The sequence below is a fragment of the Vibrio sp. 10N.222.55.B11 genome (genome assembly GCF_041473705.1).
In the GTDB taxonomy this organism is placed as follows: domain Bacteria; phylum Pseudomonadota; class Gammaproteobacteria; order Enterobacterales; family Vibrionaceae; genus Vibrio; species Vibrio crassostreae_C.
In genome coordinates this window covers 239,637-255,688 of sequence record NZ_JBFRST010000020.1, presented here as the reverse complement: position 1 = coordinate 255,688, position 16,052 = coordinate 239,637, and the positions used below count along the sequence as shown (strand labels likewise).

12 protein-coding genes are annotated in these 16,052 nt (G+C 44.5%); 4 read left to right on the top strand and 8 right to left on the bottom strand.

Going from position 1 to position 16,052, the window contains the following annotated elements; translation table 11 throughout:
* Positions 1-111: 111 nt before the first annotated feature.
* Positions 112-1,020 (bottom strand): DUF3943 domain-containing protein, encoded by a 909-nt coding sequence (locus AB4503_RS09535; RefSeq protein WP_017065591.1) that lies wholly within the window; start codon positions 1,018-1,020, stop codon positions 112-114.
* 210 nt (positions 1,021-1,230) lie between these two features.
* Between AB4503_RS09535 and AB4503_RS09530 the strand changes: the two genes are divergently transcribed.
* Entirely contained in the window at positions 1,231-2,469 is a 1,239-nt protein-coding gene (locus tag AB4503_RS09530) for a CinA family nicotinamide mononucleotide deamidase-related protein (protein ID WP_372114439.1), read from the top strand.
* Between the two features lie 160 nt (positions 2,470-2,629).
* On the opposite strand, the gene AB4503_RS09525 is transcribed toward AB4503_RS09530, so the two are convergent.
* Genes AB4503_RS09525 through AB4503_RS09515 form a run of 3 tightly spaced genes read right to left on the bottom strand, consistent with a single transcriptional unit; the run spans position 2,630 to position 6,547 of the window.
* Positions 2,630-3,475, bottom strand: a complete 846-nt coding sequence (locus AB4503_RS09525; protein WP_372114437.1) for a dimethyl sulfoxide reductase anchor subunit family protein — start codon at positions 3,473-3,475, stop codon at positions 2,630-2,632.
* 1 nt (position 3,476) lies between these two features.
* Positions 3,477-4,097, bottom strand: a complete 621-nt coding sequence (locus AB4503_RS09520) for a DMSO/selenate family reductase complex B subunit (protein WP_372073710.1) — start codon at positions 4,095-4,097, stop codon at positions 3,477-3,479.
* Positions 4,098-4,108: 11 nt separating this feature from the next.
* Entirely contained in the window at positions 4,109-6,547 is a 2,439-nt protein-coding gene (locus tag AB4503_RS09515) for a DmsA/YnfE/YnfF family dimethyl sulfoxide reductase (RefSeq protein ID WP_017060996.1), read from the bottom strand.
* Positions 6,548-6,745: 198 nt separating this feature from the next.
* Between AB4503_RS09515 and AB4503_RS09510 the strand changes: the two genes are divergently transcribed.
* On the top strand, positions 6,746-7,312 hold the full coding sequence (locus AB4503_RS09510; protein WP_017060995.1) for a molecular chaperone: 567 nt from the start codon (positions 6,746-6,748) through the stop codon (positions 7,310-7,312).
* Complete coding sequence (napF, locus tag AB4503_RS09505; protein ID WP_017060994.1) at positions 7,312-7,827, top strand: ferredoxin-type protein NapF; 516 nt, start codon at positions 7,312-7,314, stop codon at positions 7,825-7,827. The genes AB4503_RS09510 and napF overlap by 1 nt, the downstream gene beginning before the upstream one ends.
* A gap of 172 nt (positions 7,828-7,999) precedes the next feature.
* Here napF and yfaE read toward each other — a convergent pair whose 3' ends face one another.
* From yfaE to ubiG, 4 genes are all read right to left on the bottom strand, one after another.
* Positions 8,000-8,278 carry a class I ribonucleotide reductase maintenance protein YfaE gene (gene yfaE, locus AB4503_RS09500; RefSeq protein ID WP_010438115.1) on the bottom strand — a complete coding sequence of 93 codons (279 nt, stop codon included), beginning with the start codon at positions 8,276-8,278 and terminating at the stop codon, positions 8,000-8,002.
* On the bottom strand, positions 8,278-9,411 hold the full coding sequence (gene nrdB, locus AB4503_RS09495) for a class Ia ribonucleoside-diphosphate reductase subunit beta (protein ID WP_017063554.1): 1,134 nt from the start codon (positions 9,409-9,411) through the stop codon (positions 8,278-8,280). The genes yfaE and nrdB overlap by 1 nt, the downstream gene beginning before the upstream one ends.
* Before the next feature lie 103 nt (positions 9,412-9,514).
* Complete coding sequence (gene nrdA / locus AB4503_RS09490) at positions 9,515-11,797, bottom strand: class 1a ribonucleoside-diphosphate reductase subunit alpha (RefSeq protein ID WP_017060992.1); 2,283 nt, start codon at positions 11,795-11,797, stop codon at positions 9,515-9,517.
* 508 nt (positions 11,798-12,305) lie between these two features.
* Positions 12,306-13,049, bottom strand: coding sequence for a bifunctional 2-polyprenyl-6-hydroxyphenol methylase/3-demethylubiquinol 3-O-methyltransferase UbiG (gene ubiG / locus AB4503_RS09485; RefSeq protein WP_372114434.1), 744 nt, complete (start codon positions 13,047-13,049; stop codon positions 12,306-12,308).
* A 258-nt stretch (positions 13,050-13,307) separates the two neighbouring features.
* On the opposite strand from ubiG, the gene gyrA reads away from it, so the two are divergent.
* Positions 13,308-15,950 carry a DNA topoisomerase (ATP-hydrolyzing) subunit A gene (gene gyrA / locus AB4503_RS09480; protein ID WP_017072500.1) on the top strand — a complete coding sequence of 881 codons (2,643 nt, stop codon included), beginning with the start codon at positions 13,308-13,310 and terminating at the stop codon, positions 15,948-15,950.
* The last annotated feature ends 102 nt before the right edge of the window (positions 15,951-16,052 follow it).

Sequence of the window (16,052 nt, the reverse complement as noted above, 5' to 3'; positions counted from 1 at the left end):
TTTAACTGATCGGCATTAGCTAGAGAGCCGCTTTTTAGAAGAGTTGTCACTGTGATTGATGATTCAGCAACTTATATTCAATAACTTATATTGAGTAGTACTAGAGACGAATTAGAACGTTACTTTGAAGTTCATACCAACAAACTGAGAGTCGTATGGTGCGCCAGCATCGTAAGCAAAACGTGCAGCGTCTTGGTTATCCCACCAAGGGTTAGTATTCAGGTTAACTTCTGCATCACCGCCCCATGCGTCACTTACCCAGTAGTGAATGTGTCCAACAGGGTTAAGGAAAAATAGCGACACATCACCCATGGTTTGAGAGCCCATCACTTCGCCACCTGAAGCTATGATATCCTGCTCTGCTTCTAGCATCATTTCACCGACAACCGCACCGAAGAAAGGTGTGATGAAGAGATCTTGCCATGAAGGTACTTCTGCAAACGCTTCTACGCCGTATTCCCAGAAGAACGTCGACATAGTCCAAGAGTATAAGAATGACTCAAACTCGTCGTAACCTGCGTGTCGAGCTGCGGTGTAGTAAACACCACCGAAATATGGGTGCATTACGTAGTTTAGGAAGTGTTCGTCACGGTCCCATGTTGGACCAGCAGAAACGTTATCTTTCCACTTTTTACCTAATGAGCTGATATCACGTTGGTCATCATCCCACTTAGTAATACTTTCAGGGAGCAGAGTCATTAGACCCACTGTCGCGACACTCAAGCCAAGAATGGTGTAGGTTTGACCCATTAGGTAATCCCAATCTTTCTCCTGACTCACCAACATGTGTTTTGGTTGTTGGATTGAGAAGTCGTACTCATCACTCGATTCGCTCAGTGCGTAATTGGTACTAGGCTTGTAGGTGTACAAGTTGTCATTAAAACAGTAATCTTGAGCACATTCATCCGAGTAAGAAAGGTTGATTGGCTGGTCGAAGTCGTATTGGCTTGCAACCGAGTTAACTGACATTAGCATTGAAAATGCGGCAGTAACCTTTGCTAGTAACGGTGATTTGGACACAAGGGTCTCCATGAGAAAGTTTGGAATTGATCAGGGTCACAATTATCTATTAAATGCCTGATTTAGGGAACTAATAATTTATAGCTTTTCCTAAGAAAACCTTAGGTTTAACATTATTAATATTAGTGAAAAGGCGAATTGCTCCAAATTCAACCATAGACCAGTTTGTAAATAATGCAGTGTCTTTTTATGACAACAAGGGATAGAAATATGACGAAAATCGCAATGTTAAGCACAGGTGAAGAAGTTCTTCATGGAGACATTGTAGATACAAACGCAGCTTGGATGTCTGCTGAGTTTTATCAGCATGGTTTTGCGCTTGCTAAGCGCTCAACTGTGGGTGATCAAATGAATGCTCTTGTTGAAGAACTGCTGATGCTGAGCTTTAACTATGATGTGGTTATCGTTAATGGTGGTTTAGGCCCGACAACCGATGATATGAGTGCTGCCGCCGCTGCAGCTGCTTCCGAGCAGAAACTCGTCATGTTCCCTGAATGGCTTGCTCGTATGGAAGAGATGTTCTCTGGACGTGGCATGCCAATGCCAGACAGCAACCTTAAACAAGCTTTGTTACCTGCGAGTTCAGAGATTGTCGATAACCCTGTAGGGACGGCTTGTGGCTTCAAACTGAAAATTAACGATGCGACTTTCTATTTCACGCCGGGTGTACCAAGTGAATTCAAGCGCATGGTGACGTTTGAGATTCTTCCTGACTTGTCGTGTACCTACCCTCAAGTGGTTGCCTCTGAATGCAGTCGACTGTTTACGTTTGGTTTGTCTGAGTCCGGTATCTCTGATGTTTTGGACCAATTAAAGCTGCCTGAAGGTTATGAGCTTGGTTACCGTTCTTATCTGCCGTTCATTGAGGTCAAACTGTTTGGTCCTAAGGCAGACTTAGAAACTCGCGTTAAGTTGCTGCAAATGGTTTACAAGCTGCTAGAAAGTAATGTCGTTAGTGTTGATGAGCCTATGATTGATCATATTGGACACATCATGGCTGAGAAAAAGAAGACGTTATCTGTGTCTGAAGTGTCGACCAAAGGCGCATTGTCAGCGTGGCTGCAATTGAATGAGCAGGTTGAAGATTGCTTCGGGCATTCGTGGGTGATGGCTGAGCCAAAAGAGAGTGAACTTGAGAAGAGCGATCCATTAGCTGCAACCTTTGCTCTGGCTGGCGCAACAAGAGAGAAGTGCGGTACTGAGCTAGCTTTGGTGACTGGCAAGTTAGAAGGCAACACATTCAGCGTTGCATTGTCGACCGAAGCGGGAGAATGGGGCCAGGTGCTTGAATTTTATCGTCAATACTCACGCGAAGACCAACGTAACGTAATTAAGACCGTTGCTGCCGATATGCTGAGAAGGCATTTAGACAACAAACCGATGTTTGGTACTTACTCTTCGGTTAAGCGATTGAAAGACATGTTTATTCCAGCGGCTATTATTAAGTAGTATTTAGGCGAGCTAACCAAGTCTGTACTAAAAACGCGAGAAAAAACGAAATAAAAAGGCCCAACATCTAAATAGGTGTTGGGCCTTTAGTTTATCTAGCCTTCTAGATAACCAAACAAGCAGTTATGTTTACACGTAACTCATGTCTGTAAGAACTTGATTACAAACCGCTTGTCATATGTAGACTATAGAACAAACCACGGCCGATTAACTCTGAAGCCAAGAACAATACTAGTGCTAAGCTAAGGTTTACTGGGTTCACTTTTGCTTTGTTCAGCATAGGTAGAATCCAAATCAACAAGCTTGCCATCAACAATGCAACTTGAAGAATCACATAGCTGCCTAAACCGTCAACCAACTCAGATGCTTTTGCCGTTGAAGTTTGAATGTCACCGATTAGGTTCAGTTTTCCTACGGTCACAAGCAAGCTGATAGCAACTGCGATAACAGCCAGCATGGTGATGTTACGGTCAACCGTAAAGCGACTGTCGTTTGCGAATACAATCACGAACTGAGACAGCAGTAAACCACCCACAACCATCGTCATGATGAAGCTCAGTGGTGTGTAGATGTTGTCCCACGTCGGTACTGTGTTGATCATGTATACGTTAATCATCGCGTACATGAAGATAACACCCAGCACCATAGCGCCGACCATCAGTGCTTTCTGGATAGCAACGCCACCTTTCTTAAGCACAGACAGTAGCCATTGCAGGCCGCCGACAGCGAAGAATGCTGCACCGAAGAACACTTCGTTAGACAACCAAGCTGAGCCTAATTGGTTAAAGGCATTAAACGCGCGCAGTGGAGAACCTAGGTGCGTTGTCGAGAACATGAAGCCAAGACCCATTAGTGCCCACAGAATGAACATTGGAACCTTGTAGCTGTTCAGCTTCTCTTCGTCATGACCAAGTACCAGTGCACGTGCGCCAATCAGTAAGTAACCACCAACCGCAGTTTGCGCCAGCACCGTAAAGAAGATTAAAGACCACTCATGAAAAATCATCTTACACCTCCTTCGGGTTTGCTAGGTGACCGCTGGTATCGCCAGTCGGCTTCGCGTTTTTGTTCAGCTTAATCACGATGTTTGGTAGCGTTTCTGTTGAAGATGGCAGTGGAGCCACATCCGCACCAGAGCCGTACTTCTCGCGAAGTGTATTGATTTCACCAAACTCCAATGCACGAAGTGGGCAAGACTCAACACAGATAGGCTGTTTGCCTTCAGAAACACGTTGGTAACAACCATCGCATTTCGTCATATGACCTTTCTTAGCATTGTATTGTGGTGCGCCGTAAGGACACGCATTGCTACAGTGCTGACAACCAATACATACGCTCTCATCAACCACAACCAAACCGTCTTCATCACGTTTGTGCATTGCGCCCGAAGGACACACTTTCACACACGCTGGGTTAGTACAGTGGTTACAAGCGATAGATAGGTAGTAAGAAAAGACATCTTTCTGAATCCAGGTATCACCATCTTGAGTGAAGCCACCACCGGCATATTCGTATACGCGACGGTAGTTCGTTTTGATGTCTAGATCGTTATAATCTTTACAAGCAAGCTGACAGGTTTTACAACCCGTGCATTTACTTGAATCAATGTAAAAGCCGTATTGTTTCATTCCAACCTACCTTATGCTTTCTTTAGCGCTTTGATTTGAACTAGGTTTGTATGCTGAGGGTTACCCTTAGCAAGTGGGCTCGGGCGCTGAGTCGTCAGCACGTTGATAGAGCCTGCATGGTCGATCTTCTGACCATCTGGTGCGTACCATGCACCTTCGCCTAGTGCGACAACTCGAGGAAGAATCCTAGGTGTCACTTTCGCTGGAATATGTACTTCGCCACGGTCGTTGAAAATACTCACCATGTCGCCGCTTTCAATACCACGTTCTTTTGCATCGATTGGGTTGATCCACAACTCTTGCGGTGCTGCTGCTTTGATTTCTGCAACGTTGCCGTAAGTCGAGTGAGTACGAGCCTTGTAGTGGAAACCGGTTAGCTGAAGTGGGTACTTCTCTGCTAGTGGGTCGTTATGACCTTCGAAAGAGTCCGCGTAAATCGGAAGTGGGTGAATCACTTCGTCTTCTTTCAGCTTCCAAGTCTTCGCGATATCAGCCAGTTGCTCTGAGTAGATCTCGATCTTGCCACTTGGTGTGGTCAGTGGGTTCGCTTCAGGATCTTTACGGAAATCTTCATAAGCGATGTAGTGGTGGTCGTAGCTACGTTTGTAGATACCCAGCTCTTTCATCTCTTCGAAGGTTGGCAGTGTTGGATCGTTCTTACGAGTTTCTGCGTAAAGGTGCTCAATCCATTGCTCTTGAGTACGGCCTTCGGTGAACTCTTTTTCTACGCCCATTCGTTTCGCAAGCTGAGTACACATCTCGTAGATAGATTTTGCTTCAAACTGAGGCTCAATCGCTTTCTGCGCGTAGATGAAGTAAGGCATGTTCGCCGCTTTACCGTCCATACACCAGTCGTCTTGCTCAGACGTTGTTAAGTCTGGCAGGATGATATCGGCGTACTTCGCTGAAGACGTCATATGGTTATCAACCACGACAATCATTTCACACGCACTTTCATCTTGAAGAATCGCGTGAGTCTTGTTGATGTCTGAGTGTTGGTTAATGATGCAGTTACCTGCGTAGTTCCAGATCATCTTGATTGGGTTCTTAAGGCGCTCTGCACCGCGAACACCATCAGTGATGTCGGTCATTTCATGGTGACGGTAAATCGCGTCTGTCCACATGAACATTGAAATAGACGTTTCAACTGGGTTTGGCACAGTAGGGAAGCGCACAAATGGAATGTTGATGTCGCTTTCACGAGCGCCTGTTGAACCGCCTGATACGCCCACAGAACCAGTGAGCAGTGACAGCATCGCGATTGCACGACACGCTAGTTCACCGTTCGCAGTGCGTTGTAAGCCCCAACCTTGGTGAATCGCACATGGTTTCGCTGTGCCCATTTCACGGCCAAGCTTAACGATGGTGTCAACTGGAATACCCGTGATCTTAGAAGCCCATTCTGGTGTCTTCTCTACGCCATCTTCACCTAAACCTAGGATGTAAGATTTGTAGTCGCTGTTTTTAGGCGCTGATGCAGGAAGGGTCTTCTCATCGTAACCGACACAGTATTTGTCTAGGAACGGTTGGTCGACAAGGTCTTCAGTGATCATCACGTGTGCAAGACCCGCTACCAATGCCGCATCTGTAGAAGGACGAATTGGGATCCATTGATCTTCACGGCCACCGGCAGTATCGGTGTAGCGAGGGTCGATGATGATAGTTCTTGCGTTTGATTTGTTTTTGCTTTCAACGTAGTGGTGGATCTGGCCGCCACCAGACATACGCGTCTCAGCAGGGTTGTTACCAAACTGAATGTTAAGTTTAGTGTTCTCTAAATCAGAGAAAGAGTTGTTGTTTGCCCAACCGCCGTAGGTGTAGCTCAAGCCTTTCGTGATTTGCGCTGTTGAGTAGTCACCGTAATGGTTTAAGTAACCACCACTTAGGTTCATTAGACGAGCAATCAGCGTTTGAGCTGGTGGCCAAGATTTAGTAACCGTGCCGCCCAGCGTACCTGTACCGTAGTTTAGGTAGATAGTGTCGTTACCGTAGTCTTTGATAAGGCGTTGCATGGTGCCAGCGACTTCATCATAAGCCTCTTCCCAGCTAATACGCTTAAACTTACCTTCACCACGTTTACCCACACGTTTCATTGGGTACTTTAGGCGATCTGGGTTATAAACACGGCGGCGCATCGAGCGACCACGTAGACACGCACGAACTTGGTGATGACCGTATTCGTCAGTGCCTGTGTTGTCTGTTTCTACGTATTTGATTTCACCGTTTTGTACATGCATACGCAGTGGGCAGCGAGAGCCACAGTTTACTGTACATGCACTCCATACGATTTTCTCATCCACATTTTCAGCAACTGCAGCCGCTACTGGTTTGGATTTGAAAGGTAATGCAATACCGCCCGCAAGTGCAGCTGCACTACCTACTGCAGAGGAAGCTTTCATGAAGCCTCTTCGAGTAAGATTCATTACCCCAGATTCTTTCTTATTCGTCATTCTAAGATGCCTTTTGCAATTGATAGCTAGCACTTTATAGGTAGTTTGTTCTTTATGTATTTATTTCGAATTATTGATTGATTGGCATCAAATAAGTGTGGAATTTAAAGTTTATGAATTGAATGTATAAAATAGATCAAAGAATGAAATGAGTTAATTAATATAATTATCTTTAAACCTATAACGGTATAAATAATAATGATTATCGATACGCATAAATTGTTGGGTTCGCTATTTTATCAAGCGACAAGTAAAGAACAGTTAATCACCATTGTCGAAGCTTTGGTTGAGAGCGAAGTACTCTCTGAAGAATGCTTGCAGGCATTAAGAAGCGAAGACGAAGATGCGCTCGCAGCAGAGTTCAGCCGCCTGTTTGAAGGCGTTGGAGACATGCCAGCTCCGCCTTGGGGTTCTGTGTACCTAGATAAAGACCGCGTTGTGTTTGGTGCTTCTACGGTTGAGTATCGCCAGTTTTTAGAATTGAATCAGATTGAATTAGACACTGGGTTAAGAGAGCCGGAAGATCAATTTGGTTTAATGTTATTCGCTCATGCGTATTTGTTAGAAAATAATAATATTAATTCAGCCGGTGAATTACTTGAGGGTCACTTATTAACTTGGTCTTCTGTTTATTTAGAAAAACTAAATAAAGCATCAGAGTTATCTTTTTATAAAAAGCTATCGGTTGATGTAATAGATTGGTTTAAGTACTTAATATCTGAATATAATTTAAACGTTGCTACTAAAAAGTTATATATCGACTAATGTCTGAACAAATAAATTCAAATAGACGCGGTTTCTTAACTCGACTTTCTAAACCGGTTAAAGCAGCCGCGAATTATGAAGAGATATCACAGCGCTTGCATGCAAGACCGCCAAGAGCGGTCGATGAGGTGCTGTTTGAGCGTCTTTGCGACGGTTGTGGATTGTGTGAACAATCGTGTCCAAATAGCGTTATTGAGATGCTAGAGGGCAGTGCGCTGCTGAATTTGGATTACAACAGTTGTTCTATGTGTAACAAATGCACTGAAGTGTGTCCGACCGGCGCACTTCATCCAACGGTCACGCCTTATATCGACCTCAAGCCGAGCTTTGCGGATAGCTGCAATAATTACATGCAAATGGACTGTTCAGCATGCCAAACGGCGTGTTCAGCTGGTGCAATACACATCGAAGTAGGAGAGTTGCCTACAGTGGACAAAGATAAGTGTAACGGCTGTGGAGAGTGCCGAAGCGCTTGTTATATTGGCTCTGTGACTCTTAACCTGACTCAGCAATAAACGTTTGGCTTTGTATGACACAAGCCAACAGGAAGATTTGGTTGAGTGATAGACGAGTCGCTTTAGATACCTAAAGACATAAATAGAAAAGGGTCCGCATTCCTAAAGGAAGCGGACCCTTTTTTGATTCTTATTGACGATATTCGAACAAAGTGACCTAAAGCCAGCTGGCTTATGCGCGTTTTTGCTTGTTTCTATGAATAACGTTACTCAGCGATAGCTCAGTCTTTGCTTTACAGATACAAGGCAATATCTCATTACCTTGCGTGTAAGCCATAGCAAAACCAACGTACTCGACCTCACCAGAATCCAACGTGCAGCGGCAAGCGCCACAGTGACCATCTCGGCAGTTGTATTCTGGCTCTAACCCAGCTTGTTCCATTGTTTCCAACAGAGTGTTTGAAGGGTTAGATTCAATTGAAGTCAGTTTGTTGATTTTGATTGTTGGCATTACAGCTCAAATCCTTCAAAGTCGTCAGCTTTTACTTCGTTGTCGATTTGGCCAACTAGGTAAGAACTGATTTCTGCTTCTTGTGGAGCAACTTGAACGTTATCTGAAGACAACCAAGCGTTGATCCATGGAATTGGGTTCGACGTTGCTGCTGGGTAAGCCGTACCTAGGCCAACAGCCTGCATACGGATGTTGGTAATGTACTCAACGTATTGGCAAAGAATGTCTTTGTTCAGACCAATCATAGAGCCATCTTTGAATAGGTATTCTGCCCACTCTTTCTCTTGCTCAGCCGCTTCTTTGAATAGGTCGAAACACTCTTGCTTACACTCTTCAGCGATCTGCATGAATTCAAAATCATCTTGACCATTGCGTAGCAAGTTGATCATGTGCTGTGTACCAGTAAGGTGAAGGGCTTCATCACGAGCGATTAGCTTGATGATCTTCGCGTTACCTTCCATTAGCTCACGCTCAGCGAATGCAAATGAACATGCGAAACTTACGTAGAAACGAATAGCTTCTAGTGCGTTTACAGACATTAGACATAGGTAAAGTTTCTTCTTCAGGTCGTGAAGTGAAATCTTGACGTCTTCGCCGTTGATGCTGTGGTTGCCTTCACCGTAGCGGTGGTAGTCAGCCGTTAGCTTGATTAGGTCGTCGTAGTAGAAAGCGATGTCTTTAGCACGCTTCAGAATCTCTTCATTTTCAACGATGTCGTCGAATACTACGCCTGGATCATTCACGATGTTACGGATGATGTGCGTGTAAGAACGAGAGTGAATCGTTTCAGAGAAAGACCAAGTTTCAATCCAAGTTTCAACTTCTGGTAGAGATACCAATGGAAGCAGGGCAACGTTAGGGCTGCGGCCTTGGATTGAATCTAGAAGCGTTTGGTACTTCAAGTTAGAGATGAAGATGTGCTTTTCATGCTCAGGAAGCTTGTTGTAGTCGATACGGTCGCTAGACACGTCTACTTCTTCTGGACGCCAGAAGAAAGAAAGCTGCTTCTCGATAAGCTTTTCGAAGATTTCGAATTTTTGTTGGTCGTAACGTGCAACGTTTACCGACTGACCCAAGAACATTGGTTCTTTTAGTTGGTCATTTTTTTGCTGAGAAAAAGTACTGTAAGCCATAAATGCCTCAAATCCTTTAAAGACCCGTAATAAAACGGACCCTGTTAATGCTTTAAACCCAGAGAAGATAACTCTTCTCTGGGGTCTTAATGTTTATTGCGGTTTAGATCTTACAACCGCCGCCTTCACAATCTTCTTCCGGCACTTGAACTGCATCGCCTTGGTCGTCTTTAGCACCATCACGAGTGTTATGGTAGTAAAGCGTCTTAACACCGTACTTGTACGCTGTTAGTAGGTCTTGAAGCAGCTTCTTCATTGGTACTTTACCGCTGTCGTAAACACTTGGGTCATAGTTAGTGTTTGCAGAGATAGCTTGGTCAACGAATTTTTGCATGATACCCACTAGGTGTAGGTAACCGTCGTTAGAACCAATGTTCCAAAGTAGCTCGTAGTTCTCTTTAAGATTTAGGAAATCTGGAACCACTTGCTTAAGGATGCCGTCTTTCGATGCTTTCACTGATACGTAACCACGTGGTGGCTCGATACCGTTAGTCGCGTTCGAGATTTGAGACGATGTCTCAGAAGGCATAAGCGCTGTTAGCGTAGAGTTACGCAGACCGTGCTCCATGATCTCTTCACGTAGAGAATCCCAATCGTAGTGCAGTGGCTCTTCACATACTAAGTCGATATCTTTTTTGTAAGTATCGATTGGCAGTAGGCCTTTCGCGTAGTTGGTCTCGTGGAAAGATGGGCAACGGCCTTGCTCTTTCGCTAGTTCAACAGATGCTTTTAGCAAGTGGTATTGAATTGCTTCAAAAGTACGGTGAGTCAGGCCATTCGCGCTGCCATCAGAGTACTTAACACCATTCTTCGCTAGGTAGTATGCGTAGTTGATTACACCTACACCTAAAGTACGACGGTTCATTGTCGACTTGTATGCAGCTGGAAGCGGGTAGTCTTGGTAATCAAGCAGTGCATCTAGAGCACGAACAACTAGCTCAGAAAGCTCTGCTAGGTCGTCCAGTTCATTGATTGCGCCAAGGTTGAATGCTGAAAGCGTACATAGTGCAATTTCGCCTTCGTCATCTTCTACGTTAGAAAGTGGCTTAGTAGGAAGCGCGATTTCTAGACATAGGTTCGATTGACGAACAGGTGCTACTTCAGAATCAAACGGGCTGTGTGTATTACAGTGGTCAACGTTCTGAATGTAGATACGACCAGTAGAAGCACGCTCTTGCATTAGCAGAGAGAAAAGCTCAACGGCTTTAACCGTTTCACGCTTCACTGAAGGATCGTTTTCGTACTTAACGTATAGCTCTTCAAAACGGTCTTGGTTTTCGAAGAACGCATCGTAAAGGCCAGGTACGTCTGAAGGTGAGAACAGGCTGATGTTGCCACCCTGAACTAGGCGAGAGTACATAAGCTTGTTCAGCTGTACGCCGTAATCCATGTGACGAACTCGGTTCTCTTCAACGCCGCGGTTGTTTTTCAGTACTAATAGAGACTGAACTTCACCGTGCCATAGTGGGTAGAATACCGTTGCTGCACCGCCACGAACACCACCTTGAGAACAACATTTTACTGCTGTTTGGAAGTATTTGTAGAAAGGGATACAGCCTGTGTGGAACGCTTCACCATTACGGATTTCAGAACCAAGCGCACGGATACGACCTGCGTTGATACCAATACCAGCACGTTGAGATACGTAACGAACAATTGAGCTTGCTGTCGCGTTGATTGAATCAAGGCTGTCACCACACTCGATCAGTACACAAGAACTGAATTGACGAGTAGGCGTACGTACACCAGACATGATCGGTGTAGGTAGAGAAATCTTAAACGTAGACGATGCGTCGTAAAAACGTTTGATGTAGTCAAGACGAGTCGATTTCGGGTATTTAGCGAATAGACACGCAGCAACTAAAATGTAAAGGAACTGAGCACTCTCGTAGATTTCTTTCGTTACACGGTTTTGCACGAAGTATTTACCTTCGAGCTGCTTAACCGCTGCGTAAGAGAAGTCTAAGTCACGTTTGTGGTCGATGTACTCGTCAAGCTCTTCGAATTCAGCTTTCGTGTAATCTTCCATAAGGTGGCTATCGTATTTACCCATATCAACCAGTTTTGCAACGTGGTCATACAGTGCAGGCGGCTCGTATTCGCCGTACGCTTTTTTACGTAGGTGGAATACAGACAGACGTGCTGCTAGATATTGGTAATCAGGAGTCTCTTCAGAGATTAAATCCGCTGCTGACTTGATGATAGTTTCATGAATGTCAGTAGTGGTGATGCCATCGTAAAACTGAATGTGAGCTTTCAATTCTACTTGTGATACAGAAACATTGTGCAAGCCTTCAGCTGCCCATGTAATCACGCGATGGATCTTCTCTAGATCGATCGTTTCTTTGCGCCCGTTACGCTTGGTAACAGTAAGTTGTTGGTTCATTCTGCTTAATTTCCCTAACAAAACTGAACAAGGCCGTGTTTTTGTGTATTTCTGTGTAATTTTTGTAAATTACGTTTCGGCTTTGTGATCTTGGTCTACCCATACATTGTAGTTCAAACACAACATATAGGGGTCATTTGTTTGTTGGGTTACAAGATAGTGCTACAACTGATATTTTTCAAGGTAAAGAAATGGGGTTGCTTGTGGATAAGTGGTGGATTGAAAAAAAACTGTAAGTGACCACTAACTGATGAGGTTATATGTGACTTGATTGTATAAAAGTCGGCTTTTAATGATGCTTTATTTTTGCACGCCCATAAAAAAAAATTCCTTGATCTTTGGCCAAAATGGGCGATTGATTTTAGGCGATTAAATTTAAATCGAGGTGGTCAAAATGGAAGCTAGCGCACGAAATTTAGACTGAAAAAAGTCGCAAAGTTATGGTAATTGCAACTCTTTTCATTCGTCTTTTTTACAAAAGGTTTTACGGTAGGGCTACCGATATTTTTTAGCTAAAGTTTTGCGTGTGGACGATGTAGTTTACGTCTACATTTGTGCCTAAACGATAAGTGTCCGTAAGAGGATTGTAGTGCAGCCCTGTAATCCCTAGTTCTTGCAGCGGAGTGTTATCGACCATCTTGATAAGTTCTGCAGGGCGAATGAACTTCTCGTGTTCATGAGTGCCTTCTGGAACGATCCTCAATAGCTTCTCTGCACCAACAATCGCAAACAAGTAAGATTTGAAATTACGGTTTAATGTAGAAAAGAACACGTGGCCGCCCGGTTTCACCAATTTCGAACAGGCAGTGATAACAGATTGTGGGTCAGGAACGTGTTCAAGCATTTCCATGCACGTTACCACATCGTACGTCTGTGGGTTCTGTTCTGCGTGGTCTTCGATAGTGCTCTGGATGTAATCGAGCTTGGTGCCCGTTTCTAATGCGTGAAGGCGCGCCACTTCTAGCGGTTCTTTACCCATGTCTAGGCCTGTCACTATCGCACCTTCAACCGCCATGCTTTCTGCAAGAATACCGCCGCCGCAGCCAACATCGAGGACTTTCTTACCAAATAGGCCTTCAGTCTTCTCTAATACGTAATTTAGTCGCAGTGGGTTGATTTGATGTAGTGGCTTAAATTCGCCTTCTAGATCCCACCAGCGTGACGCCATGTCTTCGAATTTCTTGATTTCTGCTGGGTCTACGTTCTGTGATTTAGTCATAATCGGCATTTCCAAGTTAAATAATGCATCCATGAAATTGCAGGCATTATAACTTGCCTTTTCGCGCTGACCAGAAGATCTACAATTTTGCTAGTTTATTGGATGTAAAGTGACCATGTTTCAGCAAGATATGATGCGGAGGTGCAATTTCTCATCAATTGATTGGCTACAAGGGTCACAAGATGGTAAAAGGAGAGGGAAAGTGATGCCTCCGTAGGTAAATTTGTGTTATATTTTTCGGTCTTATACGTATTCAAAAATACGATCTGACTATAGAGGGAAAATGGCTCTATGAGCGATCTAGCGAAAGAGATCACGCCCGTAAATATTGAAGATGAGCTTAGAGGTTCATACCTAGACTACGCGATGTCCGTCATCGTTGGTCGTGCCCTTCCAGATGTGCGTGATGGCCTAAAACCTGTACACCGCCGCGTTTTGTTCGCGATGAATGTACTAGGTAATGATTGGAACAAACCATATAAAAAGTCTGCTCGTGTAGTAGGTGATGTAATCGGTAAATACCACCCACATGGTGATAGTGCTGTATACGATACTATTGTTCGTATGGCGCAACCGTTCTCACTGCGTTACATGCTAGTTGATGGCCAAGGTAACTTTGGTTCTATCGATGGCGACTCCGCGGCTGCAATGCGTTATACCGAAGTTCGTATGGCGAAAATTGCTCACGAGCTCCTGGCTGACCTTGATAAGGAAACTGTGGATTACGTACCGAACTACGATGGTACAGAACAAATTCCAGCAGTACTTCCTACAAAAATTCCTAACCTATTGGTAAACGGTGCTTCTGGTATCGCAGTAGGTATGGCTACCAACATCCCACCACATAACCTTGGTGAAGTTGTTGATGGCTGTTTAGCATTTATCAATAATGAAGATATCACTATTGATGAGCTAATGGACTATATCCCTGGTCCTGACTTCCCAACAGCAGCACTTATCAGTGGTCGTAAAGGCATCGTAGATGCTTACAAGACTGGCCGCGGTAAGGTTTACATGCGTTCAAAAGCGGATATCGAAGTAGAGAAGAATGGTAAAGAAACCATTATCGTTACTGAGATCCCTTACCAAGTAAACAAAGCTCGTTTGATCGAGAAGATTGCTGAACTGGTTAAAGATAAGAAAGTAGAAGGCATCAGTGCACTGCGTGACGAGTCTGATAAAGACGGTATGCGTATTGTTATTGAATGTAAGCGTGATGCAGTAGGCGAAGTGGTTCTTAACAACCTATACGCTCAAACTCAACTGCAAACGACTTTCGGTATCAACATGGTTGCGTTGAATAACGGTCAACCACAGTTGTTCAACATCAAAGACATGCTTAAGTGCTTCGTAGACCACCGTCGCGAAGTTGTGACTCGTCGTACTATCTTCGAATTGAAGAAAGCACGCGACCGTGCACACATCCTTGAAGCATTGTCTCTAGCACTTGCTAACATTGATGAAATCATTGAACTGATCAAGAGCGCGCCAACACCAGCAGAAGCTAAAGTTGGTTTAGTGTCTCGTGGTTGGGATCTTGGTAACGTTGCTTCAATGCTTGAGCGTGCAGGTACTGACGCAGCTCGTCCTGATTGGTTAGAAGACCAATACGGCATCCGCGATGGTCAATACTTCCTAACGGAAACACAAGCACAAGCAATTCTAGAACTTCGTCTTCACCGCCTAACAGGCCTTGAGCACGAGAAGATTCTAGACGAGTACAAAGCCCTTCTAGAAGAAATCGCTGAGCTAATGCACATTCTTGCAAGCACTGAGCGTTTGATGGAAGTTATCCGTGAAGAACTTGAAGCAGTACGTGAAATCTATGGCGACGAGCGTCGTACAGAAATCACAGCGGCAGTTCATGACATCGACATGGAAGAGCTGATTGCTCAAGAAGACGTTGTAGTAACGCTTTCTAACGCAGGTTACGTTAAGTACCAAATCCTAAGCGACTACGAAGCTCAGCGTCGTGGTGGTAAAGGTAAGAGTGCAACTAAGATGAAAGATGAGGATTACATTGAGCGTCTGCTTGTTGCTAATACTCACGATAACATCCTATGTTTCTCTACTCGTGGTAAGACATACCGTCTGAAAGTTTACCAACTGCCATTAGCAAGTCGTACTGCTCGTGGTAAGCCTATCGTGAACATTCTTCCTCTAGAAGAAGGTGAACGTATTACGGCTATCCTGCCAGTTTCTGAGTTCTCTAACGAGAAATTCATCTTCATGGCAACGGGTGACGGTACAGTTAAGAAGACATCACTGGATCAATTCGCAAACGTACGTGCTAACGGCCTAATTGCAGTTAACCTACGTGACGATGATTCACTGATTGGCGTTGACATCACTAACGGTGATAGCGACATCATGCTGTTCTCTAAATCGGGCAAAGTTGTTCGCTTTAACGAGGACAAAGTACGTGCAATGGGCCGTACTGCCTCTGGTGTTCGTGGTATGAAGCTTCCAGAAGACGATCAAGTAGTATCGTTGATTGTTCCTTCTAACGAAGGCGATATCCTAACTGTGACTCAAAACGGTTACGGTAAGCGTACTGAACTAGCTGAATACCCAACGAAAGGCCGTGCAACGCAAGGTGTGGTTTCTATCAAAGTCTCTGAACGTAATGGCCCAGTTGTTGGCGCTGTTCAAGTTGAAGAAGGCGACGAAATGATGATGATCACCGACGCAGGTACGCTAGTACGTACTCGCGTTGCGGAAGTGAGCCAAGTTGGTCGTAACACTCAAGGTGTAACACTGATTCGTACTTCTGACGACGAGAACGTTGTAGGTCTACAACGTATCGACGAAGTAGAAGAAGCTGAGGTTGTTGAAGGCGAAGCTGAAGTAGCAAACGCTGAAGCAGCAGTCGTTTCTGAATCAAGTGAAGAGCAAGCATCAGACGCTTCTGATAGCGAGCAAGACACTGAGTGATCTTTCACTTCTATAAATAGAAGTTGAGACAAAAAGCCGAGCCATTGTGCTCGGTTTTTTATTACCTAGAATTTGGCTGTGACTTGTTTAAAAGCCAATAGC

What these genes read in the sequence shown, in the direction of transcription:
- AB4503_RS09530 (WP_372114439.1), top strand. Translation starts at nt 1,231, where the DNA reads ATGACGAAAATCGCAATGTTAAGCACAGGTGAAGAAGTTCTTCATGGA.
- AB4503_RS09525 (WP_372114437.1), bottom strand. Translation starts at nt 3,475, where the DNA reads ATGATTTTTCATGAGTGGTCTTTAATCTTCTTTACGGTGCTGGCGCAA.
- AB4503_RS09520 (WP_372073710.1), bottom strand. Translation starts at nt 4,097, where the DNA reads ATGAAACAATACGGCTTTTACATTGATTCAAGTAAATGCACGGGTTGT.
- AB4503_RS09515 (WP_017060996.1), bottom strand. Translation starts at nt 6,547, where the DNA reads ATGACGAATAAGAAAGAATCTGGGGTAATGAATCTTACTCGAAGAGGC.
- AB4503_RS09510 (WP_017060995.1), top strand. Translation starts at nt 6,746, where the DNA reads ATGATTATCGATACGCATAAATTGTTGGGTTCGCTATTTTATCAAGCG.
- napF (WP_017060994.1), top strand. Translation starts at nt 7,312, where the DNA reads ATGTCTGAACAAATAAATTCAAATAGACGCGGTTTCTTAACTCGACTT.
- yfaE (WP_010438115.1), bottom strand. Translation starts at nt 8,278, where the DNA reads ATGCCAACAATCAAAATCAACAAACTGACTTCAATTGAATCTAACCCT.
- nrdB (WP_017063554.1), bottom strand. Translation starts at nt 9,411, where the DNA reads ATGGCTTACAGTACTTTTTCTCAGCAAAAAAATGACCAACTAAAAGAA.
- nrdA (WP_017060992.1), bottom strand. Translation starts at nt 11,797, where the DNA reads ATGAACCAACAACTTACTGTTACCAAGCGTAACGGGCGCAAAGAAACG.
- ubiG (WP_372114434.1), bottom strand. Translation starts at nt 13,049, where the DNA reads ATGGATGCATTATTTAACTTGGAAATGCCGATTATGACTAAATCACAG.
- gyrA (WP_017072500.1), top strand. Translation starts at nt 13,308, where the DNA reads ATGAGCGATCTAGCGAAAGAGATCACGCCCGTAAATATTGAAGATGAG.